Origin of the sequence: Burkholderia sp. 9777_1386, assembly GCF_015712265.1 — a bacterium.
GTDB lineage: Bacteria > Pseudomonadota > Gammaproteobacteria > Burkholderiales > Burkholderiaceae > Burkholderia > Burkholderia cenocepacia.
This window is the reverse complement of the sequence record NZ_JACCQB010000046.1, coordinates 34,693-54,365: the sequence shown is the minus strand read 5'-3', so window position 1 is coordinate 54,365 and position 19,673 is coordinate 34,693. Positions and strand designations below refer to the sequence as shown.

Below are 19,673 nucleotides of genomic sequence, written 5' to 3'. Positions count from 1 at the left end.
GCCCGTGAGCACCACCCTTCTCTTTCACCCTACGCCCGACGCCACCTACGGCTTCCCGAATGCGCGGCGGCTCGCGCACGTCGCGTCCCCGCACCAGCAGATCGAAGTCTGGGAAACCCCGCAGCTCGGCCGGCTGTTCACGCTGGACGGCCGGCCGATGACGTCGGTCGGCGACGAGTACGTGTATCACGAGTGCATGACGCACCCGGCCGCGCTCGCGCATCCGTCGCCGAAGAAGGCGCTCGTGCTCGGCGGCGGCGACGGCGGCGCCGCGCGTCAGTTGCTCAAGCACGCGTGCATCGAACGGATCGTGATCGCCGAACTCGACGACGAGGTGGTCGGGATGGCGCGCCGCTATCTCGACGACGTGCACCAGGGTGCGCTCGACGACCCGCGCGTCGAGGTCGTGATCGGCGACGCCGCGCATTTCGTCGAGGCGACGATCGAACATTTCGATCTCGTCGTGTTCGACCTCACGCCGCCCGATTCGCCGGCGTCCGGCCTCTATACGCGCGCGTTCTACGCGCGGCTCAAGCGGATCCTCACGCGCTGCGGCGCGATCTCGATGCATCTCGGCTCGCCGGTGTTCCACGCCGCGCGCATCGCGGCGCTGCTCGACGACCTGCGCGCGAGCTTCGCGGTCGTCGATCCGCTGTCCGCGCACGTGCCGCTGTACGGCTCGCAATGGCTGATGGCGATCGCGAGCGACACGCTCGATGCGGCCGCGCTGTTCGCGCACGACGTCGACGAACGGCTCGCGGCCCGCCGCGTCCACGGCCTGCGCTACTACGATGCGCGACTGCATGCGTCCCTCTTTGCCCTGCCGCGCGCGCTGCGCGATACACTGGGCGTTCGCCGCTGAACATCCGGACGGCCGCAACGTTCCGTTGTTCCAGCATGAGACCGGCGCAGGCGCGAGAAGCGCCGACACTGTGCAACAGGAGATTTTCATGACCGATCCACGTCCGGCCAACGTGCCTTGGTTGACGCCCTACCTGGCCGTGCGCAACGCGCGCGCGGCCATCGAGTTCTTCCAGGCCGCATTCGGCTTCACGGTGCGCGACGTGCACGACGAGGACGGCGCGATCATGCACGTCGAGATGGCCTATCGCGGCCAGCTGATCGTGATGTTCGCGCCCGAAGGCGCGTTCGGCTCGCCCGCGCTCACGCCGAAGCACGCGAACGCCACCGCGCCGCAATCGTTCTATCTGTATGTCGACGACGTCGACGCCACCTGGCAGCGCGCGCTCGACGCGGGCGCGAAATCGCTGAGCGCGCCGCAGGATCAGTTCTGGGGCGACCGGTTCGCGCAGATCGAGGATCTCGACGGCTACCGCTGGGCGCTCGGGTGCCGTCTCGACGCATGACCGAAACCGCCACACGCATGACCGAAGCCACCACCACCGCGGCCGTGCCGCGCTTTTTCGTCGACGCCGCGCTGCGCGCCGACGCCACGCTCGCGTTGCCGGCCGACGTCGCGCGCCACGTGCAGGTGCTGCGCCTGCAGCCCGGCGACGTGCTCGCGCTGTTCGACGGCACGGGCGGCCAGTACCGCGCGCGGCTCGTCGAGGTCGACAAGCGCAGCGCGCTCGTGCAGGTCGATTCGTTCGAGCCCGCCGAGGCCGAGCCGCCCTATCGCGTGACGCTCGCGCAGGGAATCGCCGGCGGCGACAAGATGGACTGGGTGATCGAGAAGGCCGTCGAGCTCGGCGTCGCAGCGGTCGTGCCGCTGTCGACCGCGCGTGGCGTCGTGAAGCTGTCCGGCGAACGCGCGGACAAGCGCGTCGCGCACTGGCGCGGCGTCGTGCGCGCGTCGTGCGAGCAATGCGGCCGCAACCGCGTGCCCGACGTCGCGCCGGTCATCGGCTTCAATGCATGGCTCGACGCGCTGCCTGCCGCTCCGGCCGACGGCGAACTGCGGCTGCTGCTGTCGCCGCGCGCGAGCATCCCGTTCGCGTCGCTGCCCGACGCGCCGCCCGCGGCCGCCGTCACGCTGCTGATCGGGCCCGAAGGCGGGCTGTCGCCCGAGGAGGAAAATGCAGCCCGCGCACGCGGGTTCACCGCGCTGTCGCTCGGGCCGCGCGTGCTGCGTACCGAGACGGCCGGGGCGGCCGTGCTGGCGGCGTTGGCGGCGCGCTGGGGCGGGTGGTAAAAGCGCGTCGGCGCGCCGCGTTCAACGGCTCGCCCCACACCGTGCTTCGCGCGCCACGCCCTGCAGCCGGACGCGAATCGCAGACGCAAAAAAGCCCGCTCGAAGCGGGCTTTTGACGGGTCGTTCGGCGAATCGGCCACGCGGACCGATGCGCTTACGCGAACGAGTAGAACACGCGGAACGCGACCTTGCGCTCGGCCCAGAATTCGGCCGCCTCGCGAAACACGTCGAGCAGCGTTTCGCGCCCTTCCTTGTCGAATTTCTGCGCGATCGGCAGCCCTTCGAGGACGATCACGAAACCGGGCTGCGCGCCGGCCTTCGCAACGAGGTCGGTCAGGCAGTCGTACAGCGCGTCGTAGTTCTTCCCGAAATGCTTCGGAAACAGGAACGAGGTCGCGATCGTTTCCATCACTTCCTGCTTCGACTGCGCGGCGCCGCAATACGCATACAGGAAATGCTGGCCGAGCCGACCGGCTTCGTCGGCGAGATCCTGCACGCGGAACGCGCGGATCGACTGCACGAGATTGGGTCGCACGGTCGTGAAAAGGCTCATAGGCTCCTCGTTCGATGAAAGCCCGGGCTCGGCTTCCTGTTGCTCCGGCGTGCCGCCGGCCTGCGCCGCCGCGTGCAGCTGAATCACACGCTGAAACAGATTGCCGTCGCCGGCCGCGAACAGTTCCGCCGCCGCCGTATCGTGCGCGTAGATGGAGTCGCTCATGCCATTCGTCCCGAAGTCATTCAACAATACGTTTAAAACTGTTGTAGTGGTCGCCCGTGTAATAACAGTTGTCGATCCGGCGCAACGGACCGCCACAGACGATCCGGCGCGCGCCGCGATTGCGCGCACGCGGCGTCGGCACCGTGTACTCATGGTAGTAGCCGCGCTTCGCCTTCGGCAGGATCCGCTCGCGATTGCCGAATACGACGCCGTCTTTCTCGTACGGATAGGGGCCGCCGGCGGCGATCAGGCTTAGCGTGGTCACGGCCTCGCGCGGAAGACTGGCAGTCGGGATCGTATCGAGCCCGCTGGCAGCCACGTCGGCCGGAACGGCCTCCCGTGCGTAAGCGGCGGAAACCAGACTGCCCGTCGGCGTGCCGACGATACCCATCGCGAACATCGCGAAGACGGACGCGAGCGCGCCGTTGCGGAGCCACTTGCGTGCCATGAACCAGGGTTCCCGCTGTTAAATCAAGTAGTTGACGACCAACAAAGGCGTTAGCGTAGCGTTATTGGCCGCGCGAATCAATGTCCGTTTGGGAATCGAAAGCCTCGCGATGCCGCGAATTCCGCATTTTTTACCGAAATCGCACTACATTTATCTTACATAAGATAGAATGCGTGCGGCACCTCTCGGTGGGCAAGAACTACTCCTTGCCTCGCTCGCTGCCTGGAGTGGAGAGATGCTGCTGTTGCTTTGCGGGAAGCGCGTGTGCGCCCTGCCCGGCGGCGTGCCCGTTGCGGGCACGCCTCTTTTTGCTTTTGTTTACAATTTTCCCGGACGCGCCACGCCGGTTCGACCGGGTGGCGCGTTCGTTCTGGCTCAGCGCGCGGCGTTCACGTCGGCGACCAGCAGCGCCGCCATGTTGACGATGCGACGAACGGTCGCCGATTCGGTCAGCACGTGCACCGGCTGCGCGGCGCCCAGCAGGATCGGCCCGATCGCGATGTTGTTGCCGGCGGCCGTCTTCAGCAGGTTGTACGCGATGTTGGCGGCGTCGATGTTCGGCAGGATCAGCAGGTTCGCGTCGCCTTCCAGCGTCGATTCCGGCAGGATCTCCTTGCGCAGCGCCGCGTCGAGCGCGACGTCGCCGTGCATTTCGCCGTCGACCTTCAGTTCCGGTGCGGTTTCCTGCAGGATCGCGAGCGTATCGCGCATCTTCTTCGCCGACGGTGCATTGCTCGTGCCGAAATTCGAGTGCGACAACAGCGCGACCTTCGGCTCGATGCCGAACCGGCGCACTTCTTCCGCGGCCATGATCGTGATCTCGGCCAGTTCTTCCGGGGTCGGATCGACGTTCACGTGCGTATCCACGAGGAAAATCTGGCGGCCCGGCAGCACGAGGCCGTTCATCGCCGCGTACACGCTGCAGCCCGGACGTTTGCCGATCACCTGGTCGATGAAGTGCAGGTGGCGGTGCGTGGTGCTGATCGTGCCGCAGATCATCCCGTCCGCTTCGCCCTTCTTCACCAGCATCGAGCCGATCAGCGTCGTGCGGCGACGCATTTCGACGCGCGCGAGCTGCTCGCTGATACCCTTGCGCGCCATCATCTTGTGGTACGTCTGCCAGAAGTCGCGGTAACGCTCGTCGTGCTCGGTGTTGACGACCGTGAAATCGGTGCCGGGCGTGAGGCGCAGGCCGTAGCGCTGGATACGGTGCTCGATCACCGACGGGCGGCCGATTAGGATCGGCTTCGCGAGCTTTTCGTCGACGATGATCTGAACGGCACGCAACACGCGCTCTTCTTCGCCTTCCGCGAACACCACGCGCTTCTTCTCTTCCGGCGCGGCGCGCGCGATCTGGAAGATCGGCTTCATCGTCGTGCCGCTGTGATACACGAACTGCTGCAGATGGACGCGGTACGCCTCCATGTCCTCGATCGGGCGGGTCGCGACGCCGCCGTCCATCGCGGCCTGCGCGACGGCCGGCGCGATCTTCACGATCAGGCGCGGATCGAACGGCTTCGGAATCAGGTATTCGGGCCCGAACGACAGATCCTGGATACCGTATGCGGTCGCGACGATGTCGCTCTGCTCGTGCTGCGCGAGCTCGGCGATCGCGTTGACGGCCGCGATCTCCATTTCACGCGTGATCGTCGTCGCGCCGACGTCGAGCGCGCCGCGGAAGATGAACGGGAAGCACAGGACGTTGTTGACCTGGTTCGGGTAATCGGTGCGGCCGGTGGCCAGCACGGCGTCCGGGCGCACTTCGAGCGCGAGCTCCGGCAGGATTTCCGGCGTCGGGTTCGCGAGCGCGAGGATCAGCGGGCGCTCGGCCATGCCCTTCACCATCTCCTGCTTCAGCACGCCGGCGGCCGACAGCCCGAGGAAGATGTCCGCGCCGTCGATCACCTCGGCCAGCGTGCGCGCGTCGGTCTCGCGCGCGAAACGCTCCTTGTCCGGATCCATCAGCTCGGCGCGACCCTTGTAGACCACGCCGGCCAGGTCGGTCACCGTGATGTTCTCGAGCGGCAGCCCGATGTCGACCAGCAGGTCGAGACACGCGAGCGCGGCAGCGCCCGCACCGGACGCCACCAGCTTGACCTTCTTGATGTCCTTGCCGACGACCTTCAGGCCGTTCGTGACGGCCGCGGCCACGACGATCGCGGTGCCGTGCTGGTCGTCGTGGAACACCGGGATCTTCATCCGCTTGCGCGCTTCGCGCTCGACGATGAAGCAGTCCGGCGCCTTGATGTCTTCGAGGTTGATCCCGCCGAAGGTCGGCTCCAGCGCGGCGATCACGTCGACGAGCTTGTGCGGGTCCGACTCGTTCAGCTCGATGTCGAACACGTCGATGCCCGCGAACTTCTTGAACAGCACGGCCTTGCCTTCCATCACCGGCTTCGACGCGAGCGGGCCGATGTTGCCGAGACCGAGCACCGCCGTGCCGTTCGTCACGACGCCGACCAGGTTGCTGCGCGCGGTGAAACGCGCCGCGTTGAGCGGATTCTCGACGATCTCCTCGCACGCGTACGCCACGCCCGGCGAATACGCGAGCGCGAGGTCGCGCTGGTTGATCATCTGCTTGGTCGGGGCGATCGCGATTTTGCCGGGGGTCGGAAATTCGTGATAGTCGAGCGCGGCTTCGCGCAGCTTGGCTTTGGAGGAGGCTTGGGTGGACATGTGTCTCGTGACGGGCGGATTAGAATAACTGTTCGACGGCATTGTAGCGCCAATCATCGGCCGCCAGACCGGCGATTCGGGTGCAACAGCCGCGACAAAAATGTACTGGATAGTGCAGGAGCGCCGCCACTCGCCTCGTACAATGCCGTTCCTTTCACCGTTTCGGATCGCCCGCCGTGCCAGCCGCCCTCTCCGAGTTTTCGCTGATCGAACGCTTCTTCACGCGCCGCGCCGCGCAGGGCGCGCGCGCGTCGACGCTCGGCATCGGCGACGATTGCGCACTGATTGCGCCCCGATCCGGGAAATTGCTGGCCGTTTCGACGGACATGCTGGTGGAAGGCCGACATTTCTTCCCCGACGTCGCGCCCGACGCGCTCGGTCACAAGACGCTCGCGGTCAACCTGTCGGATCTCGCCGCGATGGGCGCTGAGCCGCGCGCGTTCACGCTCGCATGCGCGCTGCCGCGCGCCGATGCGGCGTGGCTCGAGGCCTTCAGCAACGGGCTGTTCGCGCTGGCCGAGCGATACGGCTGCGAGCTGATCGGCGGCGACACGACGAGCGGGCCACTGAACCTGTGCGTGACCGTGTTCGGCGAAGTCGCGCCGGACGCGGCGCTGCGGCGCGATGCCGCGCGCGACGGCGACGACGTGTGGGTATCCGGCGCGCTCGGCGACGCGCGCGCGGGCCTCGGCGTCGCCCGCGGCGAGTGGACGGCCGGCGCGGACGAAGTCGCCGCGTTCCGGCACGCGCTCGAGCGGCCCGAACCGCGCGTCGCGCTCGGCCTCGCGCTCGCGGGCGTCGCGCACGCGGCGCTCGACCTGTCGGACGGCTTGGCCGGCGATCTCCAGCACATCCTGACGCGCTCGAACGTACGCGCCGAGATCGACGCCGACGCGGTGCCGCGCTCGGCCGCGCTCGCGACGCTGCCGGCCGACGTGCAGCGCCGCTGCACGCTGGCGGGCGGCGACGACTACGAACTGTGCTTCACCGCGCCGGTGGCAGCCCGCGCGGCGGTCGAAGCGGCGGGCGCCGCGGTCGGCGTGCCGGTCACGCGAATCGGTACAATACGCGCGTTGTCCGCGCCGTCGGCGCACCCCGCCATCGCGTGGCGCGACGCCGCCGGCGCGCCCCTCGCTCTCACGTTGCACGGCTTCGACCACTTCCATGCAGACTGATCCGACGCCCGCGCCCGCCGCGGCCGAGCCCGGCGCCGCGCCACCCGCGCCGACCCGCGTGACGGCCCGCTTCATGCTGTCGCACCCTGCGCATCTCGTGTCGCTCGGCTTCGGCAGCGGCCTCGCGCCGATCATGCCCGGCACGTTCGGCTCGCTGTTCGGCTGGCTCACGTTCGTCGTGCTCAACCGCTACCTGACGGTGCCCGAATGGTGGGCGCTGATCGCCGTCGGCTTCGTGGCCGGCGCGTGGGTCACCGGTTTCACCGCGAGAAAGGCCGGCGTGTCCGATCCGGGCGCCGTCGTCTGGGACGAGATCGTCGCGATCTGGCTCGTGATGCTGTTCGTCACGCCCGCGACCTTCGTCGGTCAGCTGTGGGCGTTCGTCGCGTTCCGCTTCTTCGACATGCTCAAGCCGCCGCCGATCCGCTACTTCGACCGCCGCCTGAAAGGCGGGCTCGGCATCATGGTCGACGACCTGGTCGCCGCGTTCATGACGCTGCTCGTGATCGCTCTGTGGCGCTCCGTCGGCGGCTGACCGATTTCCCGACTCCCGTTTCCCGACGCGCATGCCAACCGATTCCGTCGTCCATCAGCTTGCGATCCGCGCAGGCAACAAGCTGCGTGACGAGCACCTCACGCTCGCCACCGCCGAATCCTGCACCGGCGGGATGATCGCCACGGCGATCACCGACATTTCCGGCAGCAGCCAGTGGTTCGAGCGCGGCTTCGTCACGTACTCGAACCAGGCCAAGATCGAGATGATCGGCGTGCCCGCCGACCTGATCGACAAGCACGGCGCGGTCAGCGAGCCCGTCGCGCGCGCGATGGCCGAAGGCGCGCTGCGCAACAGCCGCGCGCAGGTCGCGCTGTCCGTCACCGGCATCGCGGGCCCGGCCGGCGGCAGCGAGAAGAAGCCGGTCGGCACCGTGTCGTTCGGCTGGAGCAACCGGCTGCATACCGATGTCGAGACGCTTGTGTTCAAGGGCGATCGCGAACAGATCCGCACGCAGGCAGCCGCGCATGCACTGCGCGGGCTGCTGAAGCTGCTCGACGAGCGCGAAGGCTGACCGGCCCGGGCGCGTGCCGCGCCCCTGTTCGGTTATTGAATCGCGTCGGGCTTCACGACGATCCAGTTCTTGTCCGCCGTCACCGGCAGGCCGAGCGACTTCTGCTTCGCGGCCGATTCGTCCGACCACGCGCGGATCTGCGCCATCTGCTTGTCCTTCTTGTTGACCCACACGCGCACGCCGCCGCGCGCGACGTCGGTCGCGTTCAGCAGCATGTAGCCGTCGGACGTCGGCGTGTCGCCCGCGACGAGCACCGGCTTCTTCCACTGGTCGATCCAGCCGACGATCGAACCGAGCTTGCCTTCGTACCACGTCATCGGGTTCATCAGGAACGGCGTGATCACCAGCGCGCGGTTCGCGGCCTCGTCGTACTTGCCGGCCTTGATCTGCAGCCGCGACGTCGTCAGCGCGCCGGTCGCCGGATTGCGCAGCAGCGTCGTCACGCCGATCACGTTCTGCGGCTTCACGTTGTAGCCGTACTTCGGGTCGGCCAGCACGAGCCGCGCGAGCTCCTCGTGCGCGGCTGTCATCACGTAGACCTCGATGCCGTTCTCGCGCAGCGCGTTGTACAGCTCCTGCATCCCGCGGAAGAAGCGCGGCGGATTGACCGTGCCGTCGACCACCTTGTCACCCTGCCAATAGCGGATCGGGATCGGCTTGCCGTCGGCGAGCATCGCGTCGACGTGGCGCTTCAGGTCGGCGAGCGACTGGCCGGCGAACGCCTGCGCGATCCACGGATAGCAGACCAGATCGTCGATCTCGCACAGCCGGTAGTAGTAGCTCGTCAGCGACTCCTTGTAGTCGGCGGAATCCTTGAACGGGATCAGCTTCAGCGACGGGTCGAGCGCGTCGCGCGTCAGCACGCCGCGGTTCTCGAGGTACGGCAGCAGCGATTCCTCGAGGTCGTAGCGGTAGGTCGTGTTGTCGGCGTCGAACACCGCGTAGTCGCCGCGGTTCGCGTGCGCGGCGATCATCGCGTTCAGCGCCTTCGCGCTGTCGGCCGGCCAGTGCGACAGATCCGCCGCATGGGCGAACGTCATGCACAGCGACGCGGCGAACGCGCTCAGAAGACGGCGGGACAGCTTGGGCATGGCGTCGCTCCCTTTCTTGACGTTTTCGTGACGGATCGATGACAAGCCGCAGCATCGCGCGATTGGTGCGCGGGGATGCGGTGCGGAAGCGACGGGAAGTTGTCCGCGTGCGCCAGCGCGCGCCGGGCCGGCAGAGGAGCGGAAAAACGGGAGGGAAGCGGCGGGCTCGCGCGCGGGAGCACGCCGGCGCCGGCTGCCCGGGCGGGCGCTGGCGCCGGCCCGGACCACCGGTGCGGCCGATCAGCGATGCGCGTTGATCGTGTCGCGCGTCTTCTGCGCGGCGAGCGCCGCGGCTTCGGCGAAATCCTCGCCCTTGCTCGCGTACAGGATCGCGCGCGACGAGTTGATCATCATCCCGGTGCCGTCCGCCGTGCGGCCTGCGTTGACGGTCGCCTGCACGTCGCCGCCCTGCGCGCCGATGCCGGGAATCAGGAGCGGCATGTCGCCGACGATCCCGCGCACGATCTCGATCTCCTTCGGGAACGTCGCGCCGACCACGAGGCCGAGCTGGCCGTTCTTCGCGTTCCATTTGTTCGCCGCGAGGTCGGCGACCACCTGGTACAGCGGCCGGCCGTTCGTGTCGAGGAACTGCAGGTCCGAGCCGCCCGGGTTCGACGTGCGGCACAGCACGATCACGCCCTTGCCTTCATGCTCGAAGTACGGCTCGACCGAGTCGTAGCCCATGTACGGATTCACGGTGACGGCGTCCGCGCGATAGCGCTCGAACGCCTCGCGTGCATACTGCTCGGCCGTGCTGCCGATGTCGCCGCGCTTCGCGTCGAGGATCACGGGCAGGCCCGGATGCTGCAGATGGATGTGCGCGATCAACCGTTCGAGCTGGTCTTCCGCGCGATGCGCGGCGAAGTAGGCGATCTGCGGCTTGAACGCGCTCGCGTACGGCGCGGTCGCATCGACGATCTGCCGGCAGAATTCGAAGATCGCGTCGGGCTGGCCGTCGAACTGCACGGGAAAGCGCGACGGCTCGGGGTCGAGGCCGACGCACAGCAGCGAATTCGTGCGTTGCCACGCGGCGCGCAGCGATTCGATGAAAGTAAGCGGGGAAGACATGGCGGGTACTCGCGGCAAACCGTTGGTAGACCGCGTATTTTACCCGCGTCGCCGGCGCCCCTCGTGTGTCGCGGCATTGCTGCGCGCATCGGCGCGCTCGACGGTGAACGCGAAACGCCGCGTGAGCCGCTCGCCGGGCGCGAGCAGCGTCATCCCGTGCGCGGCCGCGCCGCCCGGCAGGTTCACCGCATTGATCGGATGATCGACCGGCTCGAAGCAGAAGAAATCCTCGCCCGGCGGCGTGTAGAGCACGTATGCGTCGGCGTCGGCCGCGACGGTCAGCGACAGCCGCCGGCGCGGCCAGCTCACCGTCGCGTGGCCGCCCCAGCCGGTGAACGCGTGATTGACGAGCGTGGCCGGCAGCGGATACGCGACGCCGAACTGCCAGGCCGGCGGCACGCTGACGTGCCGCACCGGCAGGAAATCGGCGCCCGACAGCCACAGGCCGCCCGCCGCCGCGGCCAGCTCGGTCGCCGCATCGCGCACCAGGAACGGATGCACGCCGAGCCCGAACGGCAGCCGCGCGCGTCCCGCGTTCTCGATCGTCAGCGCGATCGACAGCGTCGCGTCGTCGAGCTCGAACGACTGGATCGCGCGGAATGCATACGGCGCGCCGGCCGTCCGGTCGAGCGACAGTTGCAGCGACGTGTCGGTCGCATCGTCGACCTGCCACGGCGCGAGCCAGCCGTCGCCGTGGATCGGCAGCGGCTCGTCGCGACGGTTGCGCGGCACCGCGACCTTGCGCCCGTCGCATTCGAAGCGCCCGTCGCCGATCCGGTTCGAGTACGGCAGCAGCGGATAGCACGCGAGCTCATTCGGGTCCGTCGCCGTCTCCGGGTGCTCGCAACGGCGGAACACCGGCACCAGCGCGCCGTTCTCGCCGCGCCAGTCGAAGCGCGCGATGCCGCCGCCGAGGTGCGGCAGCACGTCGAGCCGCAGCGACGCGTTCGACAGCGTGACGGCCGCCGCATGCGCGGCGCCGACGCCCTGCGCGAACACGGCCGTCTGCGGGCCGGGGCTGACCGGCTGGGCGGCGGCGGCCAGGCGCGCGCGGCGCGACTGGCTGGTGGACGACGATGCGCGCGAGGACGTGGCGGTCATGGTGAGCTCCTTTCCTTCGTCGAAGAAACGATGCAGGTCGGTGCGAACGGTCAGGCCCAGCCGCCGTCGACGATCACGTCCTGCGCGGTGATCATCCGGCTGTCGTCGGCCGCGAGAAACAGCGCCATCCGGGCGAGGTCGGCCGGCAATAGTTCGGCGTCGATGCACTGGCCGGCCTTGATCGCCGCGCGGCCCGCGTCGTCGAGCCACAGCCGGCGCTGCTTGTCGGTCATCACCCAGCCCGGCACCAGCGAATTCACGCGGATGCCGAACGGGCCGAGATCGCGCGCGAGGCCGCGCGTCAGGCCCTGCACGGCCGCCTTCGCCATCACGTAGACGGGATAGCCGCCGTTCTTCAGCATCCAGCTGATCGAGCCGAGATTGATGATCGCGCCGCCGCCCTGCCGCTTCATGTCGTCAATCACCGCCTGCGCGGCGAAGAACTGGTGACGCAGGTTCACCGCGATGCCCGCGTCGAACGACGCGGGCGTCACGTCGCCAATCGCGTGGCGCGTGTCGTTCGCCGCGTTGTTCACGAGCACCGCGATCGCGCCGATGCGCGCGCGGATCGCGTCGATCGCCCCGCGCAGCGCATCGATGTCGGTCAGGTCGCACGGCAGGAACAGCGGCGCATGGCGCGCGCGCGCGAGGCGTTCGGCCAGCGCGGCGCCGGCCGCCGCGTCGAGATCGACGAACGCGACGCGCGCGCCCTGTTCGGCGAAGTGCTCGACGAACGACGCGCCGATGCCGGTCGCGCCGCCCGTGATCAGCACCGCGCGATCCTCGAGGCTCGGGTAGCGCGCGAAGCGCGCGTCGCTCGCGGCGTGCGAGTCCGGCGCGGAAGTATCGATGGTCATGCGGATCGTCTCCGTGGAAACAGGTCGGTCAGTCGCGTACGCCGCGGTTCTTCAGCTGGTCGAGCAGCACGGCCGCGAGCAGGATCGCGCCACGCACGAGGTACTGGTAGAACGCGTCGATGTTCAGCAGGTTCATCACGTTCTCGACGGTGCCCATGATCAGCACGCCGATCACGACGCCCGAGATCGTCGCGCGGCCGCCCATCAGCGACACGCCGCCGAGCACGCACGCGGAGATCACGTTCAGCTCGAAGCCCTGCGCGGCGTTCGGCTGGCCCGACGTGATGCGCGACGCGAGAATCACGCCCGCGAGGGCTGTGACCGCGCCCTGGATCAGGAAGATGTACACGCGCGTGCGTTCGACGTTGATCCCCGCGAGCCGCGACGCTTCCGGATTGCCGCCGATCGCGAGCGTGTTGCGGCCGTACACGGTCTGGTTCAGCAGCACGCCGAAGCCGATGAAGCACAGCAGCGTGACCCAGATCGGCAGCGACACGCCGAACATCGACATCCCGCCGAGCGCGATGAAGGTATCCGACGACACGCCGACCGCCTGCCCCTTCGACACGATGAAGCCGAGCCCGCGCACGATCTCCATCGTCGCGAGCGTCGTGATCAGCGCGTTGATGCGCAGGTACGCGATCACCGCGCCGTTCACGAAGCCGATCGCGGCGCCGGCCGCGACCGCCGCGACGATCGCGACGAACGTGTTGTCGGTCGCGTTCAGCACCATCGCGCACAGCACGCCCGAGAACGCGACGGTCGAGCCGATCGACAGGTCGAAGTCGCGCGACGCGAGACAGAACATCATCGTGCACGCGACCATGCCGATCTGCGAGATCGACAGCGCGAGGCCGAGCATGTTGTCGATCGAGAAGAAGTGATCGACGGTCAGCGACATCGTGATGAACATCACCGCGAAGATCGCGATCAGGCTGTATTCGGTCAGATGCTGCCACCACTTCTGGCGGTCGCTCTGCTGCGGAACCAGCGCGTCGGCCGACGGCTTCACGGCGGCGCTGGCCAGGTTTTCGTTGACTTGCATGATGTGTCTCCTGCTCCTGCATCGCGCGGCCCGCGCCGCGCGTGTTCGATTCGAATGTCGTATGCCGCGTCAGGCCGCCTCGGCCGCGCTCGTCTGCGGCAGCGCGAGGTTCAGCACCGCGTGCTCGTTCGCCTGCGCGCGCGGCAGCTCGCCGGCGATCCGGCCTTCGCGCATCACGACGACGCGGTCGGACACGCCGAGCACTTCCGGCAGTTCCGACGACACCATCACGATCGCGCAGCCGCGCTCCGCGAGCCGGTAGATCACGTCGTAGATCTCGTGCTTCGCGCCGACGTCGATGCCGCGCGTCGGCTCGTCGAGGATCACGACCTTCAGGTCGGGCTCCGCGAGCCAGCGCGACAGGATCGCCTTCTGCTGGTTGCCGCCCGACAGGAAGCGGATCTTCTGGCGCCGGTTCGGCGTCTTGATCTTCAGCCGCTGGATGAAGCGGTCGGCCGTTTCGCTCTCGGCCTTGCCGTTGATGAACAGACCCGCGCGCAGCGAATGGCGGCGGCAGCTGATGTTGATGTTCTCCGCGACCGACGCGATCGCGATGATCCCTTCTTCCTTGCGGTCCTCGGGGCACAGCACGATGCCGTGGCGGATCGCGTCGCCCGTGCGCTTCACGTCGATGCGCGCGCCGTCGAGCGTCAGCACGCCCGCGCGCCGGCGGTCCGCGCCGTACACGAGCCGCATCAGCTCGCTGCGACCCGCGCCGACGAGCCCGAAGAAGCCGACGATCTCGCCCGCGCGCACCGAGAAGCTCGCCGGTTCGCGCAATGCCGGCCCGTCGATGCCTTCGGCGGAAAACCGCACGTCGCCGAGCGCGCGCGGCGCGTAATGGTAGATGTCCGCGATCTCGCGCCCGACCATCTCGGCGACGAGCCGCTCGCGCGGCACGTCGGCCAGCGCTTCGTGCGACGCGATCTTGCGGCCGTCGCGAAAGATCGTGCACGCATCGCACAGCCGGTAGATCTCGTCCATCCGGTGCGAGATGTAGATCAGCGCGCGGCCCTGCGCACGCAGGTCGTCGACCAGCTTGAACAGCACTTCCGTCTCGCGATGCGACAGCGAGCTCGTCGGTTCGTCGAGCGCGATCACGCGCGCGTTGCGCATCAGCGCCTTGCAGATCTCGACCATCTGCCGCTGCGCGATCGACAGCCGCCCGAGCCGCGCATCGGGATCGAGATCGACGCCCATCTCGGCGAGCCGCTCGCGCACGTAACGCTTCGCCTCGCGTTTCCTCACCCAGCCGAACGCGTTCGGCAGGCGGCCGAGCAGCAGGTTTTCCGCGACCGTCAGGTCGGGCACGTACTGCAATTCCTGGTGAATCACCGCGATGCCGGCCGCGATCGACGCGGCCGCATTCGCGAACTGCACGGGCTGGCCGTCGACCAGCACGCTGCCCGCATCGGGCTGATATTCGCCGCCGAGAATCTTCAGCAGCGTCGACTTGCCCGCGCCGTTCTCGCCCATCAGGCCATGCACCTCGCCCGCATGCACGTCGAACGAAATGCCGTCGAGTGCGCGCACGCCGGGAAACACCTTGCCGATATTGTCAAAACGCAGTGCCGCTGACACGTCGTCTCTCCACTTCAGAATCGATCGACCGCCGGCCGCCGCATCGCCGCGGCAGCCGGCGGGCCGCTTACTTCGACGCGAGCCCCATCTCCTCGCGCACCTTCGCCACGTTGTCGCGCGTCGCGAGCATGCCCGTCGTCAGCGTCAGCGGCGGCGGCGCCTTGCCCTGCGTGATCCACGCGTACATCAGGTCCGAGGTTTCCTCGCCGTGGCGCTTCGGGCTGATGATCACGGTGCCGTAGAAGCCGGTCGGCTGCGGCTTCTTGAACTCGTTCAATGCCGAATCGGAACCGCCGATGCCGATGCCGATCATGTTGTCGGCCTTGAAGCCGCGCCCTTCGGCCGCGCGCACCGCGCCGAGCACGGCCTCGTCGTTCAGGCCGTACGCGACCCAGTGCTTGAACTGCGGGTTCTTGGTGAGTGCGATGTTCGCCGCGTTGAACGCGTTCTCGGTGTCGGTCTTCGCCTGCGGCGCCGCGATCACGTTCGCCTTCGGGAAGCCGGCGGCGACCAGCGCGTCGGTCGCGCCGCTCGTGCGGTCGTGCGCAGTCGGCAACTGCTCGTAGGTGATGTCGATCGCGCCGACGTCCTTCATGTCCCAGCCGCGCTTCTTGATCTCGGCCGCGATGCCGTCGCCGACCTGCTTGCCGATGTTGTACGCGGAAATCCCCATGTGCGGCACCGACTCGATCGGCTTGCCCGCGCCGTCGACGAGGCGGTCGTCGACCGTCATCATCTTCAGGTTGTGCGACTTCGCCTTCGCGACGATGCCCGGCCCGAGTTTCACGTCGGGCGTGCAGATGATGAAGCCCTGCGCCTTCTGCGCGGACAGGTTGTCGATCGCGCTCATCACCTTCTCGCCGGACGGCGCGCCGATCTTCACGAGCGTGAAGCCCTTCTGCTTCGCGGCGATCTCGGCGAATTTCCATTCGTCCTGGAACCACGGCTCCTCAGGCTGCTTCACCAGGAAGCCGATCTTGACCGGGTCGGCCGCGTGCGCGACCGGGCTGCCCATCACCACCGCGGCCGCAGCGGCCAGCGTTACGAACGTTCTGCGTTTCATCTCCAGTGTCTCCTTGTTTTCATCGAACAGGATGCAGCCGCTTGTTGGTTTCGACGCAGCGTGCGCGCGGCCGTCGCACGTGCGGTCTTTCGAATCGTTACGTCACTTGCGTCAGTCGTGATACAGCGCCGCGCGCCCGCCGTCGACGGTGATGCACGCGGCGTTGATGAACGGCGCCTCGTCGGACGCCAGGAACACGGCCGTCATCGCGACCTCCTCCGGGCGGCCGATCCGCTTCATCGGCTGCAGCGCGAGCGTCTCCGCGCGCGCGGCGGCCGGATCGGGCTGCGCGTCCCACCAGTCGCGCGTCAGTTGCGTCTCGATGTAGCCCGGCGCGATCGCGTTCACGCGCACGTTGCGCGCCGCGTATTCGATGCCGAGCGCACGCGTCAGGCCGAGCACGCCGTGTTTCGCGACCGGATACGGGAAGCAGCCCGGGATGATCCTGAACGCATGTGTCGATGCGATGTTCACGATGCTGCCGCGACCGCGCTCGACCATGCCCTCCAGCGCCGCGCGGCAGCCGTGCCACACGCCGTCGAGATCGACCGCGAAGCAGCGCCGCCAGTCGTCGTCGGTCATCGTCAACGGATCGGCGAACACGTTGATGCCCGCGTTGTTCACGAGCACGTCGAGCGGGCCGAATGCCGCTTCGGCCTGCGCGAGCGCCTCGCGCACCGCCTGCTGCCGCGCGACGTCCGCCTGCAGCGGCAGCACGCGCGCGCCGTCGCATTCGTGCGCGATCGCGGTGGCCGTGTGCTGCGCCTGCGGGAAGTCGAGATCGACGAGCGCGACGGCCGCGCCTTCGCGCACGAACGCGCGCGCGATCGCGGCGCCGATGCCGCGGCCCGCGCCCGTCACCATCGCGACCTTGCCCGCGAGGCGGCCCATCATGCGGCTCCGCCGCGCGCCGCGCGCAAGCCGACCTGGAACGCGCGCGCGTTCGCCGCGGTCGTGTCGGCAGACTGGGCCGGGCGATACAGCGCCGAGCCAAGCCCGAAGCCGTTCGCGCCGGCGTCGAGGAACGGCCGCATGTTGTCCGGCGCGATCCCGCCGACCGGAATCAGCGGCACCGCGCGGTCGATCACCGCGCGCCAGGCCTTCACGACGCTCACGCCGAGCTGTTCGGCCGGGAACATCTTCAGCACGTCGGCGCCGTTCGTCAGCGCCGCGAACGCTTCGGTCGGCGTCGCGACGCCCGGCGCGCTCGCCAGCCCGCGCTCGCGCGCGCGGCGGATCACGGCTGCGTCGCTGTGCGGCATCACGATCAGCGCGCCGCCCGCATCCTGCACGCGGTCCACGTACTCGGCGCGCAGTACCGTGCCCGCGCCAACGATCATGTCGTCGGGCAACGCGCGGCGCAGCTCCGCGATGCTGTCGAACGGCTCCGGCGAGTTCAGCGGCACCTCGACGATCCGGAAGCCGGCTTCGTAGAGCGCGCGGCCGTGGTCGGCCGCTTCGGCGGGCGTGATGCCGCGCATGATCGCGATCAGCGGGCACGCATCGAACGCGCGCATCAGCGCGGCGTGGGGCGTGTATGGCGCGGGCAGTGTCAGGTCGGACGACATCGAAAGTTCCTCTGCAAGCAGTTCATTGATCCGCGCAGACGGGCTCGCCGTCCGCGCGCACGAGCCCGGCACGCGACGCGATCCGCCACAGGCCCAGCTCGGTCGCATGCGCGGCCACGCGCGCATGCGCATGGCCGAATACCTGGAGCGCATCGACGTAACGCGAACACAAGCCGTCGTCGCCGATCAGCAGCAGCGGCTGATCGGCGAGCGCGATGCCGCGCTCCGCGAGCATCGCGTCGAGCGCATTGAGCTCATGACCGATCAGCAGGCCCGACAGGTAGTCGCCCTGCGCATCGGGCGCGAGCCGGTCGGTCAGCCCCAGCGTGCGCGTGCTGAAAATCGTCGCGAGCAGCCCCGTGTGCTGCGCGCCGCGTGCGACCGATACGCCGCGCACGAACGCGTCGCGGTCGGGCGACGCACCCGGGCGCATCGTGCGGCCGAGGATCGTGTGATCGCGCAGCACCGCGAACAGCTCGCCGGTCATGAAGGTCTGGAAGCGTTCGATCAGCCCGTCCTTCACCCACGCCCATTTCGCATGCGTGCCCGGCAAGCCGATCAGTACCCCTGAACGATCGGCGCCAAGCGTGGGATCGCTCGCGAGCGCGCCGACGATCTGCGTTTCTTCGCCGCGCATCACGTCGGGCAATTCGCCCGTCGCGATCACGCCCGGCACGATCGAGACCGTCGCGCCGCGCGACGTCGTCACGGTGATGAGCCCCGCGACGAGCGCGTCGGCGCCGGCCGGCACCGCGACGTACGGCGCTTCGCGCCAGCCCTGCGCGCTGCCGACCATCCCGGCGGCGAGCACCGGCAGGCCGGGCGTACGGTCGAGCCAGTCGCCGCACGCTTCCTCGAACACCGCGTCGAACGCGCGCGCGCCGCCGCCCGGCACGTGCATCACGCCGGCCGCCCGGCTGCGCGTGTCGATCGGCACGCCGTGCGCGTCGTACAGATACGCGCGCAGCGACGTGGTGCCCCAGTCGAGCGCGATCAGCGACGGGGAAGCGGAACTGGCATCCGGAGCGGGCCGGGTCGAAGTCGTCATCGTTTGATCCTGCGGGTACCCTGCGGCGGGCTCCAGCCCAGTTCCGCGGAAATGGCTCGCGCTTCGCGCTGCACGAGCGGAATCAGTTCGTCCATGCGGTCGTGCGGCATGTACGGAATCGTGCTCGCGACCGACACCGCCGCGACGATCGCACCCGACGCGTCGCGGATCGGTGCGGCCACGCAGCGGATCGACGCCTCGTTTTCCTCGAGATCGAACGTATAGCCGCCGGCCGCGTAATGGGCCATGCGCTGCAGGAACGCGCTCGTCTCGGGCCGGTTGTCGGGCTTGAAGTTGACGCCGGCCAGCGCGCGCCGCGCGGCCTCGAACAGCGAGCGCCACAGGTCCGGATCGAGGTCGAGCATCATCGCCTTGCCGATACCCGTCGACGCGAGCGGCATCCGGTGGCCGACGCGCGAGCGCATCTCGAGGCCGCGCGTGCCGGGAATCTTGTCGATGTACAACACGTCGTCGCCGTCGCGCACGCCGAGATGGATCGTGTCGAGCGTCGCTTCCGCGAGCGCCTCGAGATGCGGCCGCGCCACCGCGGTGAGCGGCATCTGCTCGAGCGCGATCGTACCGAGCTCGATCAGCTTCGGGCCGAGCAGGTAGCCGCCCTGCACCTGGCGCAGATAGCGCGCCTGCACGAGGCTGCTGACGAGCCGGTGCGTCGTGCTGCGCGTCGTGCCGAGCGCGGCGCCGATCGCGCGCATGTCGCGCGCGCCGTTGGCGATCGCCTCGAGGATCGCGAGGCCGCGCAGCAGCGTCTGCGTGCCGGCCTGCTGCGCGGCGAGGTCGAGCGGCGTGCTGGTCGCGCCGATGCTGTCGGTCAGCGACGCATCGTCCGGCATCGCGCGCCGGGCGTCGAGGGCAAGGGAGTCTGGCATCTTGGTCATGGGGCGGGGCTTCTTCAACGGAATCGGTGAAGCCGCCCGCGCGGCGCCGGAACTGCGTCCGATGCGGCGGCGTGGCGGCGGTCGATGCACCGAGTAAAGCGCCCGGCGAACTTCATGGA

At 68.8% G+C, this 19,673-nt stretch carries 20 protein-coding genes; 6 read left to right on the top strand and 14 right to left on the bottom strand.

Features of this window, described 5'->3' with window-relative positions; translation table 11 throughout:
• Nucleotides 1-4: 4 nt before the first annotated feature.
• From speE to H0X91_RS27065, 3 genes are all read left to right on the top strand, one after another.
• A complete protein-coding gene (speE, locus tag H0X91_RS27075; protein WP_006496731.1) occupies nucleotides 5-862 on the top strand; it encodes a polyamine aminopropyltransferase in 858 nt (285 codons plus the stop codon).
• 88 nt (nucleotides 863-950) lie between these two features.
• Nucleotides 951-1,367, top strand: a complete 417-nt coding sequence (locus H0X91_RS27070) for a VOC family protein (protein ID WP_006485715.1) — start codon at nucleotides 951-953, stop codon at nucleotides 1,365-1,367.
• Nucleotides 1,368-1,384: 17 nt separating this feature from the next.
• A complete protein-coding gene (locus H0X91_RS27065; RefSeq protein WP_062884123.1) occupies nucleotides 1,385-2,152 on the top strand; it encodes a 16S rRNA (uracil(1498)-N(3))-methyltransferase in 768 nt (255 codons plus the stop codon).
• A 154-nt stretch (nucleotides 2,153-2,306) separates the two neighbouring features.
• Here H0X91_RS27065 and H0X91_RS27060 read toward each other — a convergent pair whose 3' ends face one another.
• The 3 genes from H0X91_RS27060 to H0X91_RS27050 all read right to left on the bottom strand — a co-directional run bounded on the left by H0X91_RS27060 (nucleotide 2,307) and on the right by H0X91_RS27050 (nucleotide 6,036).
• The gene (locus tag H0X91_RS27060; protein ID WP_006476945.1) at nucleotides 2,307-2,870 is read right to left on the bottom strand and encodes a barstar family protein; all 564 of its coding nucleotides are present in this window, start codon (nucleotides 2,868-2,870) and stop codon (nucleotides 2,307-2,309) included.
• Between the two features lie 16 nt (nucleotides 2,871-2,886).
• On the bottom strand, nucleotides 2,887-3,318 hold the full coding sequence (locus H0X91_RS27055; protein ID WP_006490731.1) for a ribonuclease domain-containing protein: 432 nt from the start codon (nucleotides 3,316-3,318) through the stop codon (nucleotides 2,887-2,889).
• A 375-nt stretch (nucleotides 3,319-3,693) separates the two neighbouring features.
• Nucleotides 3,694-6,036, bottom strand: a complete 2,343-nt coding sequence (locus H0X91_RS27050) for an NADP-dependent malic enzyme (RefSeq protein ID WP_034178301.1) — start codon at nucleotides 6,034-6,036, stop codon at nucleotides 3,694-3,696.
• Nucleotides 6,037-6,170: 134 nt separating this feature from the next.
• Between H0X91_RS27050 and thiL the strand changes: the two genes are divergently transcribed.
• The 3 genes from thiL to H0X91_RS27035 are packed head-to-tail and all read left to right on the top strand — an operon-like array spanning nucleotide 6,171 to nucleotide 8,236.
• Nucleotides 6,171-7,169, top strand: a complete 999-nt coding sequence (gene thiL, locus H0X91_RS27045) for a thiamine-phosphate kinase (protein WP_062911022.1) — start codon at nucleotides 6,171-6,173, stop codon at nucleotides 7,167-7,169.
• Nucleotides 7,159-7,704, top strand: a complete 546-nt coding sequence (locus H0X91_RS27040; protein ID WP_062884125.1) for a phosphatidylglycerophosphatase A family protein — start codon at nucleotides 7,159-7,161, stop codon at nucleotides 7,702-7,704. The genes thiL and H0X91_RS27040 overlap by 11 nt, the downstream gene beginning before the upstream one ends.
• A 31-nt stretch (nucleotides 7,705-7,735) precedes the next feature.
• The gene (locus H0X91_RS27035) at nucleotides 7,736-8,236 is read left to right on the top strand and encodes a CinA family protein (RefSeq protein WP_006488662.1); all 501 of its coding nucleotides are present in this window, start codon (nucleotides 7,736-7,738) and stop codon (nucleotides 8,234-8,236) included.
• Between the two features lie 32 nt (nucleotides 8,237-8,268).
• Here H0X91_RS27035 and H0X91_RS27030 read toward each other — a convergent pair whose 3' ends face one another.
• From H0X91_RS27030 to H0X91_RS26980, 11 genes are all read right to left on the bottom strand, one after another.
• Nucleotides 8,269-9,327, bottom strand: a complete 1,059-nt coding sequence (locus H0X91_RS27030) for a hypothetical protein (RefSeq protein ID WP_006496736.1) — start codon at nucleotides 9,325-9,327, stop codon at nucleotides 8,269-8,271.
• Nucleotides 9,328-9,567: 240 nt separating this feature from the next.
• Complete coding sequence (gene pyrF, locus H0X91_RS27025) at nucleotides 9,568-10,395, bottom strand: orotidine-5'-phosphate decarboxylase (protein WP_006483119.1); 828 nt, start codon at nucleotides 10,393-10,395, stop codon at nucleotides 9,568-9,570.
• Between the two features lie 39 nt (nucleotides 10,396-10,434).
• Nucleotides 10,435-11,496 carry an aldose 1-epimerase gene (locus tag H0X91_RS27020; RefSeq protein WP_034201038.1) on the bottom strand — a complete coding sequence of 354 codons (1,062 nt, stop codon included), beginning with the start codon at nucleotides 11,494-11,496 and terminating at the stop codon, nucleotides 10,435-10,437.
• A gap of 50 nt (nucleotides 11,497-11,546) precedes the next feature.
• Complete coding sequence (locus H0X91_RS27015; protein WP_062911023.1) at nucleotides 11,547-12,353, bottom strand: SDR family NAD(P)-dependent oxidoreductase; 807 nt, start codon at nucleotides 12,351-12,353, stop codon at nucleotides 11,547-11,549.
• Nucleotides 12,354-12,381: 28 nt separating this feature from the next.
• Nucleotides 12,382-13,398 carry an L-arabinose ABC transporter permease AraH gene (gene araH, locus H0X91_RS27010; protein WP_006491027.1) on the bottom strand — a complete coding sequence of 339 codons (1,017 nt, stop codon included), beginning with the start codon at nucleotides 13,396-13,398 and terminating at the stop codon, nucleotides 12,382-12,384.
• 69 nt (nucleotides 13,399-13,467) lie between these two features.
• On the bottom strand, nucleotides 13,468-14,979 hold the full coding sequence (gene araG, locus H0X91_RS27005) for an L-arabinose ABC transporter ATP-binding protein AraG (RefSeq protein WP_006493228.1): 1,512 nt from the start codon (nucleotides 14,977-14,979) through the stop codon (nucleotides 13,468-13,470).
• Between the two features lie 67 nt (nucleotides 14,980-15,046).
• The gene (locus H0X91_RS27000) at nucleotides 15,047-16,042 is read right to left on the bottom strand and encodes an arabinose ABC transporter substrate-binding protein (protein WP_006491025.1); all 996 of its coding nucleotides are present in this window, start codon (nucleotides 16,040-16,042) and stop codon (nucleotides 15,047-15,049) included.
• A gap of 111 nt (nucleotides 16,043-16,153) precedes the next feature.
• On the bottom strand, nucleotides 16,154-16,933 hold the full coding sequence (locus tag H0X91_RS26995) for an SDR family oxidoreductase (protein WP_043205483.1): 780 nt from the start codon (nucleotides 16,931-16,933) through the stop codon (nucleotides 16,154-16,156).
• Entirely contained in the window at nucleotides 16,933-17,610 is a 678-nt protein-coding gene (locus tag H0X91_RS26990; RefSeq protein WP_062911024.1) for a 2-dehydro-3-deoxy-6-phosphogalactonate aldolase, read from the bottom strand. The genes H0X91_RS26995 and H0X91_RS26990 overlap by 1 nt, the downstream gene beginning before the upstream one ends.
• A gap of 22 nt (nucleotides 17,611-17,632) precedes the next feature.
• Nucleotides 17,633-18,658 carry a 2-dehydro-3-deoxygalactonokinase gene (locus tag H0X91_RS26985; protein WP_006496741.1) on the bottom strand — a complete coding sequence of 342 codons (1,026 nt, stop codon included), beginning with the start codon at nucleotides 18,656-18,658 and terminating at the stop codon, nucleotides 17,633-17,635.
• Nucleotides 18,655-19,554 carry an IclR family transcriptional regulator gene (locus H0X91_RS26980; protein WP_012492967.1) on the bottom strand — a complete coding sequence of 300 codons (900 nt, stop codon included), beginning with the start codon at nucleotides 19,552-19,554 and terminating at the stop codon, nucleotides 18,655-18,657. The genes H0X91_RS26985 and H0X91_RS26980 overlap by 4 nt, the downstream gene beginning before the upstream one ends.
• Between the last annotated feature and the right edge of the window lie 119 nt (nucleotides 19,555-19,673).

Excerpts from the sequence above, each read along its gene's own strand:
- H0X91_RS27070 (WP_006485715.1), top strand. The coding sequence starts at position 951 with ATGACCGATCCACGTCCGGCCAACGTGCCTTGGTTGACGCCCTACCTG.
- H0X91_RS27060 (WP_006476945.1), bottom strand. The coding sequence starts at position 2,870 with ATGAGCGACTCCATCTACGCGCACGATACGGCGGCGGCGGAACTGTTC.
- H0X91_RS27040 (WP_062884125.1), top strand. The coding sequence starts at position 7,159 with ATGCAGACTGATCCGACGCCCGCGCCCGCCGCGGCCGAGCCCGGCGCC.
- H0X91_RS26995 (WP_043205483.1), bottom strand. The coding sequence starts at position 16,933 with ATGGGCCGCCTCGCGGGCAAGGTCGCGATGGTGACGGGCGCGGGCCGC.
- pyrF (WP_006483119.1), bottom strand. The coding sequence starts at position 10,395 with ATGTCTTCCCCGCTTACTTTCATCGAATCGCTGCGCGCCGCGTGGCAA.
- H0X91_RS27050 (WP_034178301.1), bottom strand. The coding sequence starts at position 6,036 with ATGCCGTCGAACAGTTATTCTAATCCGCCCGTCACGAGACACATGTCC.
- H0X91_RS27030 (WP_006496736.1), bottom strand. The coding sequence starts at position 9,327 with ATGCCCAAGCTGTCCCGCCGTCTTCTGAGCGCGTTCGCCGCGTCGCTG.
- H0X91_RS27015 (WP_062911023.1), bottom strand. The coding sequence starts at position 12,353 with ATGACCATCGATACTTCCGCGCCGGACTCGCACGCCGCGAGCGACGCG.
- H0X91_RS26985 (WP_006496741.1), bottom strand. The coding sequence starts at position 18,658 with ATGACGACTTCGACCCGGCCCGCTCCGGATGCCAGTTCCGCTTCCCCG.
- araH (WP_006491027.1), bottom strand. The coding sequence starts at position 13,398 with ATGCAAGTCAACGAAAACCTGGCCAGCGCCGCCGTGAAGCCGTCGGCC.
- H0X91_RS27035 (WP_006488662.1), top strand. The coding sequence starts at position 7,736 with ATGCCAACCGATTCCGTCGTCCATCAGCTTGCGATCCGCGCAGGCAAC.
- H0X91_RS27055 (WP_006490731.1), bottom strand. The coding sequence starts at position 3,318 with ATGGCACGCAAGTGGCTCCGCAACGGCGCGCTCGCGTCCGTCTTCGCG.
- H0X91_RS27000 (WP_006491025.1), bottom strand. The coding sequence starts at position 16,042 with ATGAAACGCAGAACGTTCGTAACGCTGGCCGCTGCGGCCGCGGTGGTG.
- H0X91_RS26990 (WP_062911024.1), bottom strand. The coding sequence starts at position 17,610 with ATGTCGTCCGACCTGACACTGCCCGCGCCATACACGCCCCACGCCGCG.
- H0X91_RS27065 (WP_062884123.1), top strand. The coding sequence starts at position 1,385 with ATGACCGAAGCCACCACCACCGCGGCCGTGCCGCGCTTTTTCGTCGAC.
- H0X91_RS27020 (WP_034201038.1), bottom strand. The coding sequence starts at position 11,496 with ATGACCGCCACGTCCTCGCGCGCATCGTCGTCCACCAGCCAGTCGCGC.
- H0X91_RS26980 (WP_012492967.1), bottom strand. The coding sequence starts at position 19,554 with ATGACCAAGATGCCAGACTCCCTTGCCCTCGACGCCCGGCGCGCGATG.